Raw genomic sequence first — 19,662 nt, forward strand, 5'->3', positions numbered from 1 at the left:
GTTCTCCGCTAGCTTTCTTGCTTGTTATCACGGCTGAGGCTCATGTCCTGCAGCTCGAAAATATCACCCAGCACCGTGGTGGCGTATTGCCCCGGAGGCAAAAAGAATTGCAACCGCAAAGTGCACTCGTCCAGCCATTGCCAGTGCAGTTGCTCGGGCCGGGTTACCAGGGCACGACGCTCGGGTTTCATGCGGGTGCTCAGGAACAGCTTTTCAAACTCCGGGTGCCCCGCAACCACCGCTCGTTCAAACGATGCCAGGTCTTCGCCGGCACTGGTGCCACCGTCGCCCCAGAGCGGGCCGGTAGGAGCGCCATCTTCTGCGGGCTCACCGGGCAGGCAGGCAAACCAGTTGCCAGCAGTGACTCTCTGGGCCAGCACCTCGTTAAACAACCACGAGCGCGCCGCCGAAAAGTACAATACGTTTTTAGAGCCACTTCCGCCACCGCCACGGCGACCACCTTTCTTGCGATTCAACCGGGATGGATCAACATTTACCGCCTGGGCCAGGTTGCCACCGTCGATGCCAAATCGCTGCGGCCCGAAGTAATTCGGCGCGCCCCGCTCAGCCAACAAAGTCAGCGCCTGATCCAGCGCTGCTCGATCACCGGAAACCTGGCGCAGCACCAGATCAAACCTGTTGTTCAGGTGCTCACCCCGGCGGAGCTTGCGGGCATGACGCCGGCTGGCCAGCACCGGCCAACGCTCGGCAATGGTCGCCAGCAGCGCAGCATCACCGGCCTCCTGGCCCGGACAATAGAGGCTGAACCACTGCACCGTGATCGCGTGGCGATCTTTCAAGCCACAGAAGCCCACCTCAAACGCCTTGCAACCGGCCATGGCCGCCAATTCCCGGGCTACGTACTCGGTGTTATCGCCTGTTTTCTCAAGACGAACACACAAATGCTCACCGGTCCCGGCATCTTTTACCTCAAAGCCTTCACATGCGGGCCAAAGCTGCTCGGCCACACGAAAGTCTTCCGGCGTGGCCTTCAGCAACGCCTTACTCGGACGAACTCCGGTCGACGTCGGCCAATCCAGGCGCCAGCGAGGTAACTCATTAACATCGCTCACATGCCCACCGGTTCAAGCAAACACACCGCCTGGCAGGCAATACCCTCACCCCGTCCGGTAAAACCAAGCTTCTCGGTGGTCGTTGCTTTCACACTCACCCGGCTGACCGGCACCCCAAGATCCTCGGCAATGTTCAGGCGCATAGCCTCCACATGGGGCGCCATCTTTGGCGCCTGGGCAATGACCGTGCTGTCAACATTCACCACCGCAAAGCCCTCCTCCAGCACCCGCCGCATGACCCGGCGCAGCAAATCCCGGCTGTCCGCCCCGGCCCACTCATCACTGGTATCCGGAAAGAAGTGACCGATGTCACCCAGGGCCACCGCCCCCAGCAGCGCATCTGCCAGCGCATGTAGAAGCACATCGCCGTCTGAATGGGCTTTCAGGCTATGGCTATGGGGAATTTCAACGCCCCCTAAAATGACAGAATCGCCCTCACAAAAGGCGTGGACATCAAAGCCCTGGCCAATACGCATGATCGTCTCCGAAACCAAACAGGAATGAGGATGGAAGAGTAAGCCTTACTGCCGGCTAAGGATAAACTCCGCCAGCGCAAGATCCGACGGCACCGTAATCTTCAGGTTATCCGCCCGGCCTTCGACCAAAACCGGCATATTACCGGAAAACTCCACGGCAGAGGACTCATCGGTCACCGCATCGCCATTTTCCAGACAGAATTCCAGCGCAGCCCGGAGCGCCCCGAACCGAAACATCTGCGGCGTCAACGCCCGCCACAGCCGACGCCGATCCACCGTTTTCTCAACCTCAGGCGGAACACCTTCCCCCGCCAGCTTCAAGGTATCCGCTACCGGCGCAGCCAGGAGCCCGCCCACGGGATGCTCAAACAGGGTATCAATCAGATTGGAAAGGTCGTGAGCATCCAGACAAGGCCGCGCCGCATCGTGCACCAACACCCAGTCGTTATCATCGGCCTGCTCATTCAAAGCATGCAGCGCTGAAAGCACCGAACCCGCCCGCTCTGTCCCGCCCGTGCAGGTCTGGATACGGTCGTCCTTGGCAGACTCACTGTCTGCCCACCAATGATCCTGAGCACTCAGCGGCACCATGCAGCCTTTAAACGGGGCGTTATGCAGCAGGCGGGACAGGGTGATATCAAGAATAAAGCGGCCAGAGATTGTCAGATACTGCTTGGGGCATTCAGCTTTCATGCGCTGGCCAATGCCGGCGGCAGGAACAATAAGCCAAAGTTCAGGATTTGTCATAAACGGCTCTGCACAAAGTACGGAGAGCATCGGGGCCCTTCTTTCCGGGAATTTCGAAGGCCATGGATGGCCTGAGAGAAGCGCGCATGGATGTGCTCGTAGCGGTTCCCGGAAAGAAGGGCCCCGATGCTCTATGCACGGAAGTTAATTCTCGACGACCAGGAAAAACGTCTCGTCTTCACGAATAAGGCCCAGATTCATACGGGCGCGCTCTTCCACAGCCCCCTGCTCATTACGAAGATTACGCACCTCCGCATACAGCCGGTCATTACGCCCAGCCAACCCGGCATTCTCAGCTCGCTGCTCGGCAATCGACTTCTCCAGCGACCACACCTGCGCAAAACTGCCCTCCCCGATCCACAGGCGAACCTGCAGCAGGAGAATAAGCACTATCAGAATGGCCCAAAGCGTTTTCATGCCCAATTAGCTCAGAAAATAACCAGAATTAAAGTCAGCGTCGAAGGTCAAGTATAGACCTTATAGTAGATTAGCAACAAATTCGCGTAAGTCACTGTACAAAAAGGCCATCGTTTCCAAATTTTCATCTGGAACGCGATGGCCTTAACATTTTGTTACCTGCCGGCAAGTGCCAGAAGGCCGGCGATTACCGCTGCGGCTTAACCCTGACCCTTGATTTCACGCAAACCCAGGTAAGGCGCCTTGCCGCCCAGCGCCTCTTCGATACGCAGCAACTGGTTGTACTTGGCTACACGATCAGAGCGGCACAACGAACCGGTCTTGATCTGGCCAGCGCAGGTCGCCACTGCCAGATCGGCAATAGTGGTGTCTTCGGTTTCACCGGAACGGTGAGAAATCACCGCAGTGTAACCGGCATCCTGAGCCATTTTGATGGCATCCAGAGTTTCGGACAAGCTGCCAATCTGATTGAACTTGATCAGAATGGAATTCCCCACGCCTTTCTCGATACCCTGCTTCAGGATCTTGGTGTTGGTGACGAACAAGTCATCACCCACCAACTGAACCTTGTCGCCCAGCTTGTCAGTCAGCACTTTCCAGCCGTCCCAATCGCTCTCATCCATACCGTCTTCGATGGATACAATCGGGTAACGCTCACACAGACCGGCCAGGTAATCGGCAAAGCCCTTGGAATCAAAACTCTTGCCTTCACCCGTCAACTGGTACTGACCGTCTTTGTAGAACTCGGAAGACGCACAGTCCAGAGCCAGAGTGACATCTTTGCCCAGCTCGTAACCGGCGTTCTCGACCGCCTCTTTAATGACCGCCAGCGCGGCTTCGTTAGAGGGCAGGTTCGGTGCGAAACCGCCTTCGTCGCCGACAGCGGTGTTCAGGCCCTGAGCCTTCAGTACTTTTTTCAGGCTGTGAAAGATCTCAGCACCGACACGCAGCGCTTCGGCGAAGCTCTTAACGGACACCGGCTGTACCATGAATTCCTGAATGTCGACATTGTTGTCGGCATGCTCACCACCGTTCAGGATATTCATCATCGGCACCGGCATGGAAAATTCACCGGAGGTGCCGTTGATGTCTGCGATGTGCTCGTACAACGGCTTACCCAGAGACAGCGCAGCGGCCTTTGCTGCTGCCAGAGAAACCGCCAGAATGGCATTGGCACCCAGGTTGGCTTTGTTCTCGGTGCCGTCCAGGTCGATCATGATCTGATCCAGGCTGCGCTGATCCGCAGAATCCTTGCCGACCAGAGCATCACAAATCTGGCCATTGATCGCTGCAACCGCCGTGCGAACACCTTTACCAAGGTAACGGGACTTGTCACCGTCGCGCAGTTCCAGTGCCTCGCGGGACCCGGTAGAAGCACCGGACGGGGCACAGGCACGGCCCAGCGTGCCGTCCTCAAGAATCACGTCAGCTTCAACGGTCGGGTTACCCCGTGAATCCAGAACCTCACGGGCTTTGATGTTGGCAATCTTGGTCATTCTTCTGGGTCTCCAGGTTTTCAATGTCTTAATGGTTTAACTCGTTGATTCGCGCAAAGCAGGTAGGGGATGGCTTTCCGAAACTGTGCGGAGCCATGGATGGCGGAGCCCAAGCGTCACATGGGTTCCGCCAAGCGCTTATGAAGCAAAGCTTCATGCTTCGGCTGAACGACCGCAATCTACGATTGCGGGCCGGACCCCGGAGGGGTGCCGAAGGAGCGTGTTTCGGAAAGCCATCCCCTACCTGCTCGTACTCCCAAACAAGACAAAAACAAACACCGCCTATCAGGCGGTGTCGATAGGTTTGAAACTTTTCACAAGATCATCCACCGCCTTCACCCGCTGCAGGAACGACTCCAGCTGGCTCAGGCGCAGCGCGCAGGGGCCATCGCATTTGGCCGTGTCCGGGTCAGGGTGCGCTTCCAGGAACAAACCGGCCAGGCCTTGGGACATACCCGCCAGTGCCAGGTCGGTTACCTGGGCCCGTCGACCGCCCGCAGAGTCAGCTCGCCCGCCAGGCATCTGCAACGAGTGGGTGACGTCAAACATCACCGGCACGTTCATCGACTTCATGATGCCGAAGCCGAGCATGTCGACCACCAGGTTGTTGTAACCGAAGCTGCTGCCGCGCTCACACAGAATCACCCGGTCGTTGCCGGCTTCTTCACACTTGGTGATGATGTGCTGCATTTCCTGGGGTGCCAGGAACTGGGCTTTTTTGATGTTGATCACCGCACCGGTTTTCGCCATGGCGACGACCAAGTCAGTCTGTCGGCTCAGGAACGCCGGCAACTGGATGATGTCGCACACTTCGGCAGCCGGCGCCGCCTGCTCCGGAGTGTGAACATCAGAGATAATGGGAACACCAAACTTGCTCTTGATGTCCGCCAGTATCTGCAAACCTTTATCGAGACCGGGACCACGAAACGAGTTCACTGAGGAGCGGTTGGCCTTGTCGAAAGAGGCCTTGAACACGTACGGAATACCCAGCTTGCGGGTGACGTCTACATAAGCTTCTGCTACTTCCATGGCCAGTTCGGCCGATTCCAGTACATTCATGCCCCCGAACAGCACGAAGGGCTGATCGTTGGCAACTTCAATACCGGCGACGTTGACCATGCTCTGCGCCATGCTCAGGATCCTTTCTTGTTGGCCAATGCTGCCTCAACAAAACCCTTGAACAGCGGGTGGCCGTCGCGGGGTGTCGAGGTGAATTCCGGGTGGAACTGACAGGCCACAAACCACGGATGATCCGGTGCTTCCACGACTTCCACCAGTCGACCGTCGGTCGAACGGCCGGAGATTTTAAGGCCAGCCTCTTCCAGCTTCGGCAGGAAGTGGTTGTTGACCTCATAGCGATGGCGGTGACGCTCACGAATGGTTTTCTTGCCATAGCAGGCTGCAATGGTCGAGCCATCGGTCAGCACACAATCCTGAGCACCCAGGCGCATGGTGCCACCCAGGTCTGATGCTTCGGTACGGGCTTCGGTGGTACCGCTGGCATCCAGCCATTCAGTGATAAGACCAACTACCGGCGCCGGAGTATGCTCACGGAACTCGGTGCTGTGGGCATCTGTCAGGCCGGCCACATTACGGGCGTATTCAATAACGGCTACTTGCATACCCAGGCAGATACCCAGATACGGAATCTTATTTTCACGGGCGTACTGAACCGTGCGGATCTTGCCTTCAACACCGCGCTCACCAAAACCGCCCGGCACCAGTATGGCATCTGCCGATTCCAGCACACAGGTGCCGTCACGCTCGATGTCTTCGGAGTCGATGTAGTTGATATTGACCTTGGTGCGGGTCTTGATGCCGGCGTGCAGCAGGGACTCAATCAGGGACTTGTAGGCGTCCAGGAGCTCCATGTACTTGCCGACCATAGCGATGGTGACTTCGTGCTGCGGATTCATCAGCGATTCCACAACCTCGTCCCACTCGCTCAGATCCGCTTCTCGGGCATCCAGGTTGAAACGTTCGATCACCAGTTGATCCAGACCAAACTCATGCAACATGCGCGGAATGGCGTAGATGGATTTGGCATCCTGCAACGGAATGACCGCCCGCTCTTCAACGTTAGTAAACAGAGCGATCTTGCGGCGAGAACTGATATCCACCTCGTGCTCGGACCGGCACAGCAGGATATCCGGCTGCAGGCCGATAGACCGCATTTCCTTTACCGAATGCTGGGTCGGCTTGGTTTTGATCTCGCCGGCGGTTGCAATGTAAGGCACCAGTGTCAGGTGCATGAACAAGGCGCGCTGTGGACCCACTTCCACCTTGAGCTGGCGACAGGCTTCCAGGAACGGTAGCGACTCGATGTCACCCACGGTGCCACCTACTTCAATCATGGCTACGTCGGAGCCGGCTGCGCCCTCAACGACACGGCGCTTGATTTCGTCGGTGATGTGAGGGATGACCTGAACGGTTCCGCCCAGATAATCGCCACGACGCTCTTTGCGGATAACTTCTTCATACACACGACCGGTGGTGAAGTTATTGCGCTTGCTCATGGGGGTACGAATAAAGCGTTCGTAGTGGCCCAAATCGAGGTCGGTTTCCGCGCCGTCTTCGGTGACAAATACCTCACCGTGCTGGAACGGGCTCATGGTGCCGGGGTCCACGTTGATGTACGGGTCCAGCTTGAGAATAGTGACCTTCAGGCCGCGTGCCTCGAGGATGGCTGCCAGTGAGGCAGACGCAATACCTTTCCCCAAGGAGGACACGACACCGCCGGTGACGAAAATATAACGCGTCATGCAGATTCCGTGATTATCTGGTTCGGTGAAGGAGGGAGATTGTTCATCTCAAGATGGGATGTCAGACTACCAGAAAGCCCCCCTCTACTCAATCACAATCCCTCTCAACAATCAGCCGCCAGCCGCCGGCATGGCCGCCTCCCGAGTATTGCTCGGAACACCACAAATCGCCAATGGCAATCAGCTCGTTAATTCCCTGTTCCTGCCGGTAAACTAGCGGCAACAAAGCCCTCTCCCAAGGCGGCACACCCTGCTCCTGCAGCCAGGTTTTCAAGGCACGAGAGTGTTCTCCGGAGGTGAATCGCACCCGCTCGCCTCCCTGCCTCGTAGATACCCGTATTGGCGGTGATGGGGTTTTTGCGGTAACTGGCGATGGCCCTGCCATTAACTGCAAGTGCCAGCGCCCCCACTTCATGGGCGGCCCGGGCGCAAGCCAGACCGACGGCTCTGGCACGTCGATATTTGGCACCAGATAGAGATACTCCCGGTAGCGCCGCAGACTGAAGCCCTCACCCCGGATTTCCGGCTCCCGGTCCTCTCCGGCGCCCACCATGTCCGTCAGCGCCTGACTCCAGTCAGACAATGCCGGAACCTGCCAACCCTGATGATGAATCCACCAACGCACCAGATTGCGTTGCTCAGGCCCAGTTAACAATCGAAAGGCCTCGAGCTTCAATCGGCCAGCGTCTGAACACGCCTGCCACTGCAGTTCCGCCAACCGCTGATTGAGCTGTTCGCTCTCTTCACAGGCGCGGGCACTGTGAGCAACCCGCTTGAGTAAACCCGGCCAGCGGACTTTAAGGCCGGGCAAAACGGCATGGCGGAGGTAATTGCGATCAAAGGCGTGACCGGCATTACTCGGATCTTCAACCCAGTTCAAACCGGCGGCCATGGCCACCTGTTCTAGGCGCTCTCGACTGATATCCAGCCAGGGGCGATACAGCCTACCCCGGCCCAAAGGGCGGGTGTGGGGCATACCGGCAAGTCCGTTGACACCGGTGCCCCGAAGCAACCGAAACAGCACAGTTTCAATCTGATCATCACCGTGATGGGCCATCAGCAACAGATCGTTATCATCAACCCAGCGCCTGAACACCCGGTAGCGGGCGCCTCTTGCCGCGTCTTCCAGCCCGCCGGCACCGGAGCCAGCCACCTCAACCCGTTCCACCACCAACGCCACACCCAAACGTGCACATGCATCCCGGCAGAATTGCTCGGTCTGCTCATGATTGGGCTGGAGCTGGTGATTGATGTGTAAAGCGGTTACGTCAGGGTGGCAGGCCGCTGCCACATGCAGCAGCAACGAGGAATCCAGGCCACCACTGAAGGCAACCCAGAGCCTGGAAAATTCGGGGAGTGAGCTGACTGGCCCAAGCAGATCGCCGGGCCAGCCTGCGTCCCGGGCGGCGTTACCGCCCGCCTTCATACTTGGTCAAACGCTCATAACGGCGCGAGACCAGTTCGTCCAGCGGCAGACGGCATAGCTCAGCTACGCCTTCAGCCAGTCGCACCTTGAGGGTTTCAGCCATTTTCTCGGGATTTCGATGAGCACCGCCGAGGGGCTCTTCAACCACATTGTCCGCGACACCCAGCTCTTTCAGGCGCTGAGCGGTTACACCCATGGCCTCGGCCGCCTGAGCTGCGTATTCCGCGCTTTTCCAGAGAATGGACGCACAGCCTTCCGGTGAGATGACCGCATAGGTGGAATACTGCAGCATGTTCAATTGATCGCATACACCAATGGCCAGCGCACCGCCGGAACCACCCTCACCGATGACAGTGGAGATGATCGGTGTTTTCAGGCGCGACATCACCGCGAGGTTGAAGGCGATGGCCTCACTCTGGCCGCGCTCTTCAGCACCGATGCCTGGGTAGGCGCCAGGGGTGTCGATAAAAGTCAAAATCGGCATTTTGAAACGCTCGGCCATTTCCATCAGGCGCAGCGCCTTGCGGTAACCTTCCGGGCGCGGCATGCCGAAGTTACGCTTTACCTTGTCGCGCACTTCACGACCTTTCTGATGACCGATAATCATCACCGGCGTATTGTCCAGCCGGGCAGTACCGCCGATGATGGCCTGATCGTCCGCGTAGCGGCGGTCGCCGTGCAGCTCATCGAAATCATCAAAAACCAGATTGATGTAATCCTGGGTATAGGGCCGGCGCGGATGCCGAGCCAGACGCGCCACATCCCAGGACTTTAAATCAGAGAAGATGGTCTCAGTCAGACTGACGCTTTTCTTTTTCAGGCGACTGATTTCATCAGTAATGTTGATGTCGGTGTCGTTGCCCACCATGCGAAGCTCTTCGATTTTGGCTTCCAGGTCGGCGATCGGCTGTTCGAAATCCAGGTAGTTAGGGTTCATGATGTTCCATCATTTGATTGCCAGGCAGGCGTAAACCCGCCATAACCAGAATTTGGGACAAAGATAGCAGTGCTCATCGCACAGCTAAAGCGGACATTGGTATTAATCATAGACCAGTTCCACAGACTGGTCGCCCACCAGGTGTCTTAGCTCGAATAACAGGCTGTCATCCGGCTGCACCCGCCAGGACTCGCCCAGCTCGATGCGGGTTCGGGCCTCGGTACTGCTGTACTCAATCCATACCGGACTGCCGTCGTTGCGAAACGGACGCAAGGTCTCGTCCAACTTGTCCAGAAGCCCATTCTGCAATTGCTCGGCGTGCAGGGCCAGCCGGATGCCGCGGCTGAACTGCTGTCGGGCGGTGGCCACGTCCATCACGGAACTGACCCGCATTTTCATCTGCCCCGAATAATCATCGTGGCTGACCTGCCCTTCCACCACAATCACTTGATCGGATTGTAGCAATTCTCGGTTCTCAAAAAAGGCCTCAGAGAAAAGAGTAGCCTCTATCCGGGCACTGCGGTCGTCCAGGGTGATGAAACACATGGTCGAGCCGGTCCGGGTTTTCATGGTCCGCTGCGCCACCACCAGGCCGGCGACCCGCTGGGGGGATTTGTTGGGTTTGAGATCTGCAATCGAGGAGCGCACAAAGCGGCGCACTTCTCGTTCGTATTCGTCGAAAGGATGCCCAGTGAGGTAAATGCCGAGGGTGTCTTTCTCCCCTTTTAGCCTTTGTTTTTCTGGCCACTCCCGCACGTTAGCGACATCCTCGTAGGGGTCGCCATCTTCGCCGCCTTCGAGCATGTCACCAAACATGTCGACCATACCGACAGCGTCGTTGCGGGATTGTTGGCCGGCCTGCTGAACCGCTTTGTCGATACTGGCCATTAATTGGGCACGACTGGCACCAAGCTTGTCCATGGCGCCGGCACGAATGAGTGCCTCCATCGCCCGCTTGTTGACCTTTTTCAGGTCTACTCGGCGGCTGAAATCGAAGATGTCGAGGAACGGCCCACCTTCCCGCGCTGCGGTCACCACGCTCTCGATGGGGCCTTCACCCAACCCCTTGATCGCGCCCAGGCCATAAAAAATCTGGCCCTCGTCGTTCACAGTGAAGGTGAACTCGGAGCGGCTGACGTCGGGAACCAGCAGGTCCAGCTTCATGTTCCGACACTCTTCGACCAGCGTCACCACCTTATCGGTGTTCTGCATATCGGCGGTGAGTACGGCCGCCATGAATTCAGCCGGGTAATGGGCCTTCATCCAGAGCGTCTGGTACGACACCAGTGCGTAGGCGGCAGAGTGCGATTTGTTAAAGCCGTAACCGGCAAACTTTTCCACCAGGTCGAAGATGTTTTCCGCCAGCGTTTTATCGATGCCGTTGCCGGCACACCCTTCCAGGAAAAACGCTTTCTGCTTGGCCATTTCTTCAGGCTTTTTCTTACCCATAGCCCGACGCAGCATGTCTGCATTGCCCAGGGAATATCCCGCCATCACCTGAGCGATCTGCATGACCTGCTCCTGATACAGGATGACCCCGTAAGTAGGCTCCAGTACCGGTTTCAGGCCGGCATACTGATAATCCGGGTGCGGGAAAGACATCGGCTGGCGGCCGTGCTTCCGGTCGATAAAGTCGTCGACCATGCCCGACTGCAACGGGCCTGGGCGAAACAGGGCCACCAGAGCAATCATATCTTCCAGCGAATCGGGCTGCAGGCGGCGGATCAGATCCTTCATACCGCGGGATTCCAGCTGGAACACCGCCGTAGTTTCCGCCTTCTTGAGCACTTCGAACGAGAGCTTGTCATCGAGCGGAATGGCCGCAATGTCCAGTTCCGGCTCCCCGCGCTTCTGCCGGCGCGGGTTAATCATGTGCAGCGCCCACTTGATGATGGTCAGGGTCCGCAGACCCAGAAAGTCGAACTTTACCAGTCCGGCCTCTTCAACATCGTTCTTGTCGAACTGGGTGACCAGGCTGCCACCCTCATCATCGCAGTAAAGCGGCGAAAAATCGGTTATCTTGGTGGGCGCAATCACCACGCCACCGGCGTGTTTACCCGCGTTGCGGCACACCCCTTCCAGCTTCAGGGCCATTTCCCAGATTTCCTGGGCTTCTTCGTCATGCTCCAGAAATTCCTTGAGCTGGGGTTCCTGCTCAATGGCCTTAGTAAGGGTCATACCCACTTCAAACGGAATCAACTTGGACAGTTTGTCGGCCAGACCATAGGACTTGCCCTGCACCCGCGCAACATCCCGCACCACCGCCTTGGCGGCCATGGTACCGAAGGTGATGATTTGGGAAACAGCCTCGCGGCCGTATTTCTGGGCGGTATATTCGATCACCCGGTCGCGGCCTTCCATGCAGAAGTCGACGTCGAAGTCGGGCATGGATACCCGTTCCGGGTTCAGGAACCGCTCGAACAGCAGGTCGTATTCCAGCGGGTCCAGATCGGTAATCAGCAGAGCATAAGCTACCAGCGAGCCGGCACCGGAACCCCGGCCTGGGCCGACCGGCACGCCGTTATTCTTGGCCCACTTAATAAAGTCCATAACGATCAGAAAGTATCCCGGGAACCCCATCTGGGTGATGATGTCCAGCTCGAACTTCAATCGCTCGTAGTACTCGCCCCGCTTCCGGTCGAATTCCGGATCATCCTTGCTCAGGATGGTTGCCAGGCGCATTTCCAGACCCTCTTCCGACACCTGCCGGAAGTATTCGTCCATGGTCATGCCTTCGGGGATCGGGTAATTGGGCAGGAAGTATTCGCCCAGGCGTACTTTTACCGAGCAACGGCGGGCAATTTCGACCGTGTTCTCGACCGCCTCCGGGATGTCCGAAAACAGCTCGATCATTTCCTCGGCACTGCGCAGATATTGCTGATCGCTGAACCGGCGATCACGGCGTGGGTCGTCCAGGGTACGGCTTTCACCAATGCAGACCCGGGCTTCGTGGGCCTCAAAATCCTCGACGGTCAGGAAGTGCACATCGTTGGTGGCCACCACCGGCAAACCCATGTCGGCCGCCAGTTCTACACACAGGTGCAGGCAGTCTTCGTCACCCGTCCGAGCGGTGCGCTGCAACTCCAGGTAATAGCTGTCCGGGTACAGGCCCATCCAGTACCGGGCCCGCTCTTGCGCCAGCTCCGGTTTACCCGCCAGCAAGGCCTTGCCAACATCGCCCATTTTCGCGCCTGACAGGGCAATCAACCCGGCCGCACGTGACTCCAGCCATGCCTTGCGGATGATCGGCTTGCCGTGGCGCTGACCCTCGGTATAGCCAAGAGAGACAATTTCAGTGAGGTGCAGGTAGCCATCGTTGTCCCGGGCCAGCAAGGTCAGCCGGAACGGATTCTCCGGTTCATCCGGATTTTCCAGCCAGAGATCGGCACCAATGATGGGCTTTACCCCGGCCCCCATGGCGGTTTTATAAAAGCGCACCAGGGAACACATGTTGGATTGCTCGGTCAGCCCCACCGCCGGCATGCCTAGTTCGGCAACCCGTCCGATCAGAGGTTTAACCCTCACCAGGCCATCCACCAGGGAATATTCGGAATGTACGCGCAGGTGTACGAAGGTGTTTGCCATGGTCAGCTGCCAATCAAGGTGCGAAGATCTTCTTCGGTTTGGGGACCAAAGCGCGTTTCAATCAGTTTGCCGGCCGGGTCTATAACAAAGGTCGCCGGCAATGCCACGGGCATTTTCCAGCCAAACTCTGGCCCGGGGTCTTGTCCCAGCATGGTGAATTCGATGCCCATGCGCTGGCCAAGCTCCTGCAGAGCCGGACCCTTGATACCGTCAAAATTGACGCCCAGCACCGCAATATTTGGCGCTTTGTCGAGATGATTGAGCTCCGGGATTTCCTCCAGGCAGGGTGCGCACCATTCGGCCCAGTAATTCACCAGCACCCATTGGCCCCGGTAGTCATTCCAGCTCACCCGGATGCCATCTGAGCGCTCCAGCTCAGTGTTTTCGCAACCGGACAGAATCAGCGCCAGGATCACTACGGAAAACAGTAACCCGTGCCGGCGGCGCGCGCTCGGGGTGAAACGGAGAATGGACAGGTAGCGAGGGTACTGCAAGGGATATCCTCCTGTTAGACTACGCCCCTCAAAACGGACCGCAATCATCACTGTTAACCGGGCATGACCATGACAGAACCAACCCGTATTTTCCACAACCCACGGTGCTCAAAATCACGCCAGACCCTTGAGCTACTTCAGCAGCACGGAATCGAGCCGGAGATTATACGCTACCTGGAGACGCCACCAACAGTGCAGGAACTGTTACACATTCTTGATCTCCTTGATTGCGAAGCCCGTAGAATAATGCGTACAAAGGAACCTGAGTACCGCGAGCAAGGTCTGGACAACCCGGAACTCACCAGGGAGCAACTGGTCAAGGCGATGGTAACCACACCCAAGCTAATTGAGCGGCCCATCGTTCTGGCCAACGGTAAAGCGGCCATCGGCAGACCCCCCGAGAATGTCCTCGACATTCTGTAAGCCAACCGGCCAGGAGCAGGCATGAGCGACCCAACACCGTATATTCTCGTTCTTTATTACAGCCGTAATGGCCAGACCGCCGAGATGGCCAGCCAGATTGGCCGCGGCGTGGCCCGGATTGCCGGCCTGGAAGCAAAAATTCGCACCGTGCCGCCGGTTTCCGCAGACACCACCGCCAGCCTGCCCGCGGTGCCGGACTCCGGGGCTCCATACGCTACCAAAAATGACTTGGCCAATTGTGCCGGCTTGGCTCTGGGCAGCCCGACCCGCTTTGGCAACATGGCCGCGCCCCTGAAGCATTTTCTGGATGGCACCGGTGATCTCTGGCTGAACGGCAAGTTGTCAGGCAAACCGGCGGGCGCTTTCACGTCAACCGGCAGTCTGCACGGGGGCCAGGAAACCACCCTGCTGACCATGATGATGCCGCTGCTGCACCACGGCATGGTACTGTGTGGCCTGCCCTATTCCGAAAACGCCCTGAATGAAACGTCTACCGGCGGCACACCTTATGGCCCCACGCACTGGGCCGGCACCGGAGCACAGAACCCGCTGAGCGAGCACGAGAAAATCCTGTGCCAGGCGTTCGGCGAGCGCCTGGCCAGCCTGGCGACAAAACTGACCAACTGACTGCTCCCAGATCCCAACCTAAACACCCGGACGACTCTATGCTGCACAACGACAAAGCAAAAACCACCGCTCGCCTGACCATTGCACTGTATCTGGGCGTGTTAGCGACGTTGCTGATCACCACGTTTTACCCGGCACCGGTAGAGGGGGTTTCGCTCACATTGATGTTGTCTGTAAAGCTGCTGCCTCTGCTGGCATTCGCGGTACCGGTCTTCCGGGGCCACAATCGCGGCTATATCTGGTTGGCCTTTGTGGTGATCTTCTACTTTACCCAAGCAGTGGTATCGGCCTGGCTCAGCGAGGGCGCCATCGGGCCCATGATCCTGATGATATTGACTTTTCTGTTGTTCACCGTTGCCATGGTGCATCTGAAAGTCAATCGCCCGGTTGCCAACTGAGGACGCAAAACACCAGGAGCTCACCAAAATGGCTGATCCCGTGCAAAGCATGCCACTACCGCCACACCGGCAAACACTGGCGCTGAGAGATCTGTGCTCTGCGTTGGTGGAAAGTGGCGAGATCAGCCAGCAAGACGCCGAAAAAGTGCTGACCGCCAATCTCGGCGCCGCTTCCCAAAGCGGGCGCACCGCCCCCAGACATCCGCTGGAGCTGATCGCCATTGCCGGCATCACCAGCCGGGCCGATGGGCGCACCCTTGACCTAGACCGGCTCACACACTGGCTCGCCCGCTGGGCCGGCCAGGACTACTACCACATCGATCCCCTGAAAATTGATACGCCCGCCATCGCCCGGGTGATGTCCTACGCCTTTGCTCAACGCCACGGCATTCTGGCGGTAGAGATTGGCTCAGACGAAGTGCTGATTGCCAGCGGTGAGCCCTTCAAGAACGAGTGGGAAAGCAATCTGCGCCAGGCCATCCGCAAAGACATTCGCAGGGTGGTGGCCAATCCCGAAGCCATCCGGCGCTACACCGTCGAGTTCTACCAGTTGGCCAACTCCGTCAATAAGGCCAGTGGAGGCCAGAAACCGGGCGCAACTGGCAGCCAGAACTTCGAGCAGTTACTGGACCTGGGCTCAACTGAAAACCCCGATGCCAATGACCAGCACGTGGTCAAGATTGTCGACTGGCTGTTGCAGTACGCCTTTGATCAGCGCGCCTCCGATATTCATATCGAGCCACGCCGCGGGGTCACCCAGGTGCGCTTCCGCATCGATGGCGTACTCCATAACGTGTACGAGTTTCCCGAGCAGGTCGGCGTGGCTGTCACCAGCCGCCTGAAAATTCTGGGTCGGCTGAATGTGGCGGAAAAACGACGCCCTCAGGATGGTCGCATCAAAACCCGCAAGCCCGACAACAGCGAAGTGGAGCTGCGCCTGGCCACCATGCCCACGGCCTTTGGCGAAAAAATGGTGCTGCGGATTTTTGATCCGGACGTGTTGCTGAAATCTTTTGAGCAGCTGGGTTTCAGCAAAGAAGACCGGGAGCGCTGGCAGACTATCACGGCGCGCCCCCACGGCATTGTTCTGGTGACCGGGCCTACCGGCTCCGGGAAGACCACCACGCTGTATTCCACCCTGAAACAACTGGCGACGCCAGAGTTGAACATCTGCACCATTGAAGACCCCATCGAAATGGTGGAACCGGCGTTCAATCAGATGCAGGTGCAGAACAACATTGACCTAACCTTTGCCCATGGGGTGCGGGCGCTGCTGCGTCAGGACCCGGATATCATCATGATCGGCGAAATCCGGGATCTTGAAACCGCTGAAATGGCCGTGCAGGCAGCCCTGACCGGCCACCTGGTGCTCTCGACCCTGCATACCAACGATGCCCCCAGCGCCATTACCCGCCTGATGGAGCTGGGCATTCCGCCTTACCTGATCCGCGCCACCGTGCTGGGCGTGATGGCTCAGCGCCTGACGCGTACCCTGTGCCCGCACTGCAAGGAGCCCGGCGAGGCCGACGAACAGGCCTGGCAAGCCCTCACCCGCCCTTGGAAAGCGCCGATGCCCCGACAGTTCTATCATCCGGTCGGCTGCCTGGAATGTCGCAACACCGGTTATCTCGGCCGGGCCGGGGTGTACGAAATCATGACCCTGTCAGACAAGCTCACCCGGCAAATCAACGATCGCTGTGAACTGGAGCAACTGCGGCTGGACGCCTACAAGGAAGGTATGAAGTCGCTGCGTCTGGGCGGTGCCCAGAAGGTGGCCGCTGGCCAGACCACGGTCGAGGAGATTCTGCGCGTCACCCCGGAGAGTCAGCGCTAACCTCGGCACCAGTCAGCCAGGGCGCAAACCACACTGCCCCAACAGTTCCTGCCAGTGCCGGGTGTGCTGCATCATGGCCTGGTCAAGCTGGCGCCACAAGCTTGTGTCTGCCTGGTCAGACAAATGGCGCTGATACCATTGCTCAAAACTCGCAGGCATCACGCCCCGCTGTTGGTCCGCCAACTCGGCCAACGCCAAAATTAACGAGTCTCGGCCCCGGCTGACATCGCTCATGTAGGGCTGAACCTCGCCGACATAGATATTGAAGAAGAAATTGCGGACGATTTCTGACTGAGCGTTCGGTCGTTCATTTTGGCATAACGGGCGCTTGTCCAGCCGCGCCTTAATCGTTTCTGTACCTGCATTCAAGGCAGCAATCAACAGGCGCGCGCTGTTAATGATCTGGCCAGCCCGAAACTCGGCCTGCCAGCGCTGGTGAATGCGACCAATATCCTCCAGCGAGACCTCCAGCTGCTCCGCTGACAACGCCGCCACGGCCTGATTGAGGTGATCGAGATCCCGCACCAGATCAGACACAGGATTGGATTCAGACGCCACCGGATAATACCCTTTGGACAAGGTCAGCAAGCGCTCGACTTCCTCGACGCCCCAAGTGGCATTCCACACAGCTACAGGCAACGAGGCCCGCTTACTCTCTATGGCGCTGAGCAATATTTGCTCAAGCCCTTCGTCATCCATTTGCGCCAGACAGTCTTCGGCCGCCCGGATAAACCTCACCTCATAGCGCAGGCGATTGAGGGGCTGCATAACCTGTCCCATAACGGAGTTCCGCTCCCCAACCACATACTGCAATTCACAACCGTACAGCGACATAAAATCGAGCATACCCAATTCGAGGTCAGGCATTTCCAGCACTCGTTCGCGGCGGCGGGGTATAATAGAGGCATCAGGAAGATCAGTGAGGATGGCGACAGGTGGCGTATCGAGCACCCGCCCGAGCCGTTCGAGGTATTCGTCCATCATCGGTTCGGCTTCACTGAACGGATTACAACCACTCAGCATCAGCGCACAAAAGCCCGGGACCAGCCATTGCAGCATTGTAGTTCCGGGCATTATTTGACCTCCTAGCGTTTACGTAATAGCGCGTCTACCTCCGCAAAGTCCCGCGCGACCGGCCGGCCGGTGTCTGGCAGCTCGCCATCGCGGACCAGCCACACCGTTTTCAGACCAGCACTTTCGGCTGCTTCAAGCTCCGCCTCAATATCCGACAGGAACAGCACCGACTCCGGTGCCACGCCCAACTCTTCCAGGATATTCTGATATGACTGTGTCTCTTTTTTACCGCCCACGGCGGTATCAAAATATCCGGAGAAAAAGGGCGTAAAGTCGCCCTCGTTGCTGAAACCGAAAATCAGTTTCTGGGCTTTCACAGATCCAGACGAATATACGAACAATCTCAGCCCCCGATCATGCCAGCGCTGAAGGTAATCAGCGGCATCCGGATAGATATGGCCTTTCAACTCACCGTTGTGATAACCCTGTTCCCAGACCATACCTTGCAGGGCCTTGAGCGGACCTTCTTTGCGGTCCTCCGCAATCCAGCTTTGCAGCACGTCGATCAGGCCCTCAACATTTTTGCCATCGACCCCGCTTTTCTCTGCGACCAGAGCCAGCTGTTCTGTCACCGCCGGCGTGGTATGGTGATGGGCACGGATAAATTCCGGCAGATGTTTGCTTGCATAGGGAAACAGTACCTCGTGTACGAACGAGATCGAGCTGGTGGTGCCTTCGATGTCGGTCAGAACCACACGAATCATCCTGCCACTCCCGCGAGCGCTTCGTATCTCGGCAGCCGGGCGGCAATGTCCTCGCCGGTAAAGCTGGCGACCCAGCCGTCGGGGTTAGTGAACAGGCGAATGCAGGTAAACTCCGGCTCAGGGCCCATATCAAACCAGTGATGGGTGCCGTTCGGCACGCTGATCAGATCGTTCTTTTGACACATCAGCGCGTACACCTGGCCGCCAAAATGCAGATAGAACAGGCCCTGGCCCCGCACGAAAAACCGGACTTCGTCCTCACTGTGGGTGTGTTCAGCCAGAAACTTCTGCCGGAACGCGTCTTTCTGGGGGTTGTCGGGATTCAGACTGACAACGTCGGCAGTCAGAAAACCGCACTCCCGCTTGAGTGCGGCCACTTCCTCGGCATAGATCGCCAGAATCTGCTCCTGACTGGCATCGGCCGGTAACTCCCGAGTTGGCCACCGCTCAAAGCGCACACCCTGACTGGCCAAGGTGTCACTGATCACCTGTGGATCGGTGGTGACGGTGTGGGCCGCGTCTGGCTGGCTCTGGTTAAAAATACTCAGGGTGGTCATGGGCGGGCTCTCATGGTTTCAAGTTCACATTCAAACAGGAATTCAAAGGCTTCCACATGGCGCAGACAATCGGCCATGGTCTTGCCCCAGGTGTACAGGCCGTGGCCGCGGATCAGATAGCCCGGCTGCTCCGGGTGGGCCAGGAACCAGGCTTTGGATTGCTCCGCCAGCGCTGGGATGTCCTGGGTGTTATCAAACACCGGGACGCTGAGAATGCCTTCGTGGGTTTCTACGCCGGCGAAGGCTTTCTGAAGCTCATAACCCTCAAAATTCAGGGTGCTGCTGGCCGCGGCCAGACGGCTCAGCACGGTGGCCTTGACCGAGTGGGTGTGCAAAACCACCCCGACGTCAGGAAAAATCTGATAGAGCACCGTATGCAGTAACGTCTCTGCAGACGACTTGCACTTACTTTGCACCGGCCGGCCATTCAGGTCGACAACCATAATGTCGCCAGCGCTCAGCTGGCCTTTATGGCGGCCAGACACGGTAATCGCCACATGTTCAGCATCAATCCGGGCGGAATAGTTGCTGCTGGTGGCCGGAGACCAGCCCCGGTCATACAGGAACCTGCCCGCGTCGATAATGGACTGGGCGGCGGTGGCGTATCGGGTTACATCAAACACACGCATTCT

Annotated in this window: 19 protein-coding genes; 4 read left to right on the forward strand and 15 right to left on the reverse strand. The window is 58.0% G+C overall.

Annotated elements, in window-relative coordinates; genetic code table 11:
- Nucleotides 1–8: 8 nt before the first annotated feature.
- From truD to C7H08_RS03100, 11 genes are all read right to left on the reverse strand, one after another.
- A complete protein-coding gene (gene truD, locus C7H08_RS03050; protein ID WP_106670310.1) occupies nucleotides 9–1,073 on the reverse strand; it encodes a tRNA pseudouridine(13) synthase TruD in 1,065 nt (354 codons plus the stop codon).
- Nucleotides 1,070–1,549, reverse strand: a complete 480-nt coding sequence (gene ispF / locus C7H08_RS03055) for a 2-C-methyl-D-erythritol 2,4-cyclodiphosphate synthase (protein ID WP_106670311.1) — start codon at nucleotides 1,547–1,549, stop codon at nucleotides 1,070–1,072. The genes truD and ispF overlap by 4 nt, the downstream gene beginning before the upstream one ends.
- A 45-nt stretch (nucleotides 1,550–1,594) precedes the next feature.
- A complete protein-coding gene (gene ispD / locus C7H08_RS03060) occupies nucleotides 1,595–2,296 on the reverse strand; it encodes a 2-C-methyl-D-erythritol 4-phosphate cytidylyltransferase (protein ID WP_106670312.1) in 702 nt (233 codons plus the stop codon).
- Nucleotides 2,297–2,440: 144 nt separating this feature from the next.
- Complete coding sequence (locus C7H08_RS03065; protein WP_106670313.1) at nucleotides 2,441–2,713, reverse strand: septum formation initiator family protein; 273 nt, start codon at nucleotides 2,711–2,713, stop codon at nucleotides 2,441–2,443.
- Between the two features lie 200 nt (nucleotides 2,714–2,913).
- Nucleotides 2,914–4,209, reverse strand: coding sequence for a phosphopyruvate hydratase (gene eno / locus C7H08_RS03070; RefSeq protein ID WP_106670314.1), 1,296 nt, complete (start codon nucleotides 4,207–4,209; stop codon nucleotides 2,914–2,916).
- A 285-nt stretch (nucleotides 4,210–4,494) separates the two neighbouring features.
- Complete coding sequence (gene kdsA, locus C7H08_RS03075; protein WP_106670315.1) at nucleotides 4,495–5,340, reverse strand: 3-deoxy-8-phosphooctulonate synthase; 846 nt, start codon at nucleotides 5,338–5,340, stop codon at nucleotides 4,495–4,497.
- 2 nt (nucleotides 5,341–5,342) lie between these two features.
- Complete coding sequence (locus tag C7H08_RS03080; RefSeq protein ID WP_106670316.1) at nucleotides 5,343–6,971, reverse strand: CTP synthase; 1,629 nt, start codon at nucleotides 6,969–6,971, stop codon at nucleotides 5,343–5,345.
- Between the two features lie 88 nt (nucleotides 6,972–7,059).
- Entirely contained in the window at nucleotides 7,060–8,397 is a 1,338-nt protein-coding gene (tilS, locus tag C7H08_RS03085; RefSeq protein WP_106670317.1) for a tRNA lysidine(34) synthetase TilS, read from the reverse strand.
- Entirely contained in the window at nucleotides 8,381–9,334 is a 954-nt protein-coding gene (accA, locus tag C7H08_RS03090) for an acetyl-CoA carboxylase carboxyl transferase subunit alpha (protein WP_106670318.1), read from the reverse strand. The genes tilS and accA overlap by 17 nt, the downstream gene beginning before the upstream one ends.
- 102 nt (nucleotides 9,335–9,436) lie before the next feature.
- A complete protein-coding gene (gene dnaE / locus C7H08_RS03095) occupies nucleotides 9,437–12,919 on the reverse strand; it encodes a DNA polymerase III subunit alpha (RefSeq protein WP_106670319.1) in 3,483 nt (1,160 codons plus the stop codon).
- Nucleotides 12,920–12,921: 2 nt separating this feature from the next.
- Nucleotides 12,922–13,332 carry a TlpA family protein disulfide reductase gene (locus C7H08_RS03100; protein ID WP_373284940.1) on the reverse strand — a complete coding sequence of 137 codons (411 nt, stop codon included), beginning with the start codon at nucleotides 13,330–13,332 and terminating at the stop codon, nucleotides 12,922–12,924.
- 150 nt (nucleotides 13,333–13,482) lie between these two features.
- Here C7H08_RS03100 and arsC point away from each other — a divergent pair, with 150 nt between their 5' ends.
- The 4 genes from arsC to tfpB are packed head-to-tail and all read left to right on the forward strand — an operon-like array spanning nucleotide 13,483 to nucleotide 16,695.
- Complete coding sequence (arsC, locus tag C7H08_RS03105; protein ID WP_106670340.1) at nucleotides 13,483–13,836, forward strand: arsenate reductase (glutaredoxin); 354 nt, start codon at nucleotides 13,483–13,485, stop codon at nucleotides 13,834–13,836.
- A 21-nt stretch (nucleotides 13,837–13,857) separates the two neighbouring features.
- A complete protein-coding gene (gene wrbA, locus C7H08_RS03110) occupies nucleotides 13,858–14,463 on the forward strand; it encodes an NAD(P)H:quinone oxidoreductase (RefSeq protein ID WP_106670321.1) in 606 nt (201 codons plus the stop codon).
- 38 nt (nucleotides 14,464–14,501) lie between these two features.
- Nucleotides 14,502–14,861 carry a DUF2069 domain-containing protein gene (locus C7H08_RS03115; RefSeq protein WP_106670322.1) on the forward strand — a complete coding sequence of 120 codons (360 nt, stop codon included), beginning with the start codon at nucleotides 14,502–14,504 and terminating at the stop codon, nucleotides 14,859–14,861.
- A 28-nt stretch (nucleotides 14,862–14,889) separates the two neighbouring features.
- A complete protein-coding gene (tfpB, locus tag C7H08_RS03120) occupies nucleotides 14,890–16,695 on the forward strand; it encodes a type IV pilus assembly ATPase TfpB (RefSeq protein ID WP_106670323.1) in 1,806 nt (601 codons plus the stop codon).
- A 12-nt stretch (nucleotides 16,696–16,707) separates the two neighbouring features.
- Here the strand turns inward: tfpB and C7H08_RS03125 are convergent, their stop codons facing one another.
- From C7H08_RS03125 to C7H08_RS03140, 4 genes are read right to left on the reverse strand one after another with little or no spacing between them, the layout of a single operon-like run.
- Complete coding sequence (locus tag C7H08_RS03125) at nucleotides 16,708–17,769, reverse strand: DUF3080 domain-containing protein (RefSeq protein ID WP_106670324.1); 1,062 nt, start codon at nucleotides 17,767–17,769, stop codon at nucleotides 16,708–16,710.
- An 11-nt stretch (nucleotides 17,770–17,780) separates the two neighbouring features.
- On the reverse strand, nucleotides 17,781–18,473 hold the full coding sequence (mtnC, locus tag C7H08_RS03130) for an acireductone synthase (RefSeq protein ID WP_106670325.1): 693 nt from the start codon (nucleotides 18,471–18,473) through the stop codon (nucleotides 17,781–17,783).
- Nucleotides 18,470–19,030, reverse strand: a complete 561-nt coding sequence (locus tag C7H08_RS03135; protein ID WP_106670326.1) for a 1,2-dihydroxy-3-keto-5-methylthiopentene dioxygenase — start codon at nucleotides 19,028–19,030, stop codon at nucleotides 18,470–18,472. The genes mtnC and C7H08_RS03135 overlap by 4 nt, the downstream gene beginning before the upstream one ends.
- A complete protein-coding gene (locus C7H08_RS03140) occupies nucleotides 19,027–19,653 on the reverse strand; it encodes a methylthioribulose 1-phosphate dehydratase (protein WP_106670341.1) in 627 nt (208 codons plus the stop codon). Before C7H08_RS03140 ends, C7H08_RS03135 begins: the two co-directional genes overlap by 4 nt.
- Nucleotides 19,654–19,662 lie beyond the last annotated feature (9 nt).

It is taken from the genome of Marinobacter halophilus (assembly GCF_003007685.1).
Classification (GTDB): domain Bacteria; phylum Pseudomonadota; class Gammaproteobacteria; order Pseudomonadales; family Oleiphilaceae; genus Marinobacter; species Marinobacter halophilus.

Coding starts and splice junctions, on each gene's coding strand:
- ispF (WP_106670311.1), bottom strand. CDS start 1,549: ATGCGTATTGGCCAGGGCTTTGATGTCCACGCCTTTTGTGAGGGCGAT.
- ispD (WP_106670312.1), bottom strand. CDS start 2,296: ATGACAAATCCTGAACTTTGGCTTATTGTTCCTGCCGCCGGCATTGGC.
- C7H08_RS03065 (WP_106670313.1), bottom strand. CDS start 2,713: ATGAAAACGCTTTGGGCCATTCTGATAGTGCTTATTCTCCTGCTGCAG.
- eno (WP_106670314.1), bottom strand. CDS start 4,209: ATGACCAAGATTGCCAACATCAAAGCCCGTGAGGTTCTGGATTCACGG.
- kdsA (WP_106670315.1), bottom strand. CDS start 5,340: ATGGCGCAGAGCATGGTCAACGTCGCCGGTATTGAAGTTGCCAACGAT.
- C7H08_RS03080 (WP_106670316.1), bottom strand. CDS start 6,971: ATGACGCGTTATATTTTCGTCACCGGCGGTGTCGTGTCCTCCTTGGGG.
- tilS (WP_106670317.1), bottom strand. CDS start 8,397: ATGAAGGCGGGCGGTAACGCCGCCCGGGACGCAGGCTGGCCCGGCGAT.
- accA (WP_106670318.1), bottom strand. CDS start 9,334: ATGAACCCTAACTACCTGGATTTCGAACAGCCGATCGCCGACCTGGAA.
- dnaE (WP_106670319.1), bottom strand. CDS start 12,919: ATGGCAAACACCTTCGTACACCTGCGCGTACATTCCGAATATTCCCTG.
- arsC (WP_106670340.1), top strand. CDS start 13,483: ATGACAGAACCAACCCGTATTTTCCACAACCCACGGTGCTCAAAATCA.
- wrbA (WP_106670321.1), top strand. CDS start 13,858: ATGAGCGACCCAACACCGTATATTCTCGTTCTTTATTACAGCCGTAAT.
- C7H08_RS03115 (WP_106670322.1), top strand. CDS start 14,502: ATGCTGCACAACGACAAAGCAAAAACCACCGCTCGCCTGACCATTGCA.
- tfpB (WP_106670323.1), top strand. CDS start 14,890: ATGGCTGATCCCGTGCAAAGCATGCCACTACCGCCACACCGGCAAACA.
- C7H08_RS03125 (WP_106670324.1), bottom strand. CDS start 17,769: ATGCCCGGAACTACAATGCTGCAATGGCTGGTCCCGGGCTTTTGTGCG.
- mtnC (WP_106670325.1), bottom strand. CDS start 18,473: ATGATTCGTGTGGTTCTGACCGACATCGAAGGCACCACCAGCTCGATC.
- C7H08_RS03135 (WP_106670326.1), bottom strand. CDS start 19,030: ATGACCACCCTGAGTATTTTTAACCAGAGCCAGCCAGACGCGGCCCAC.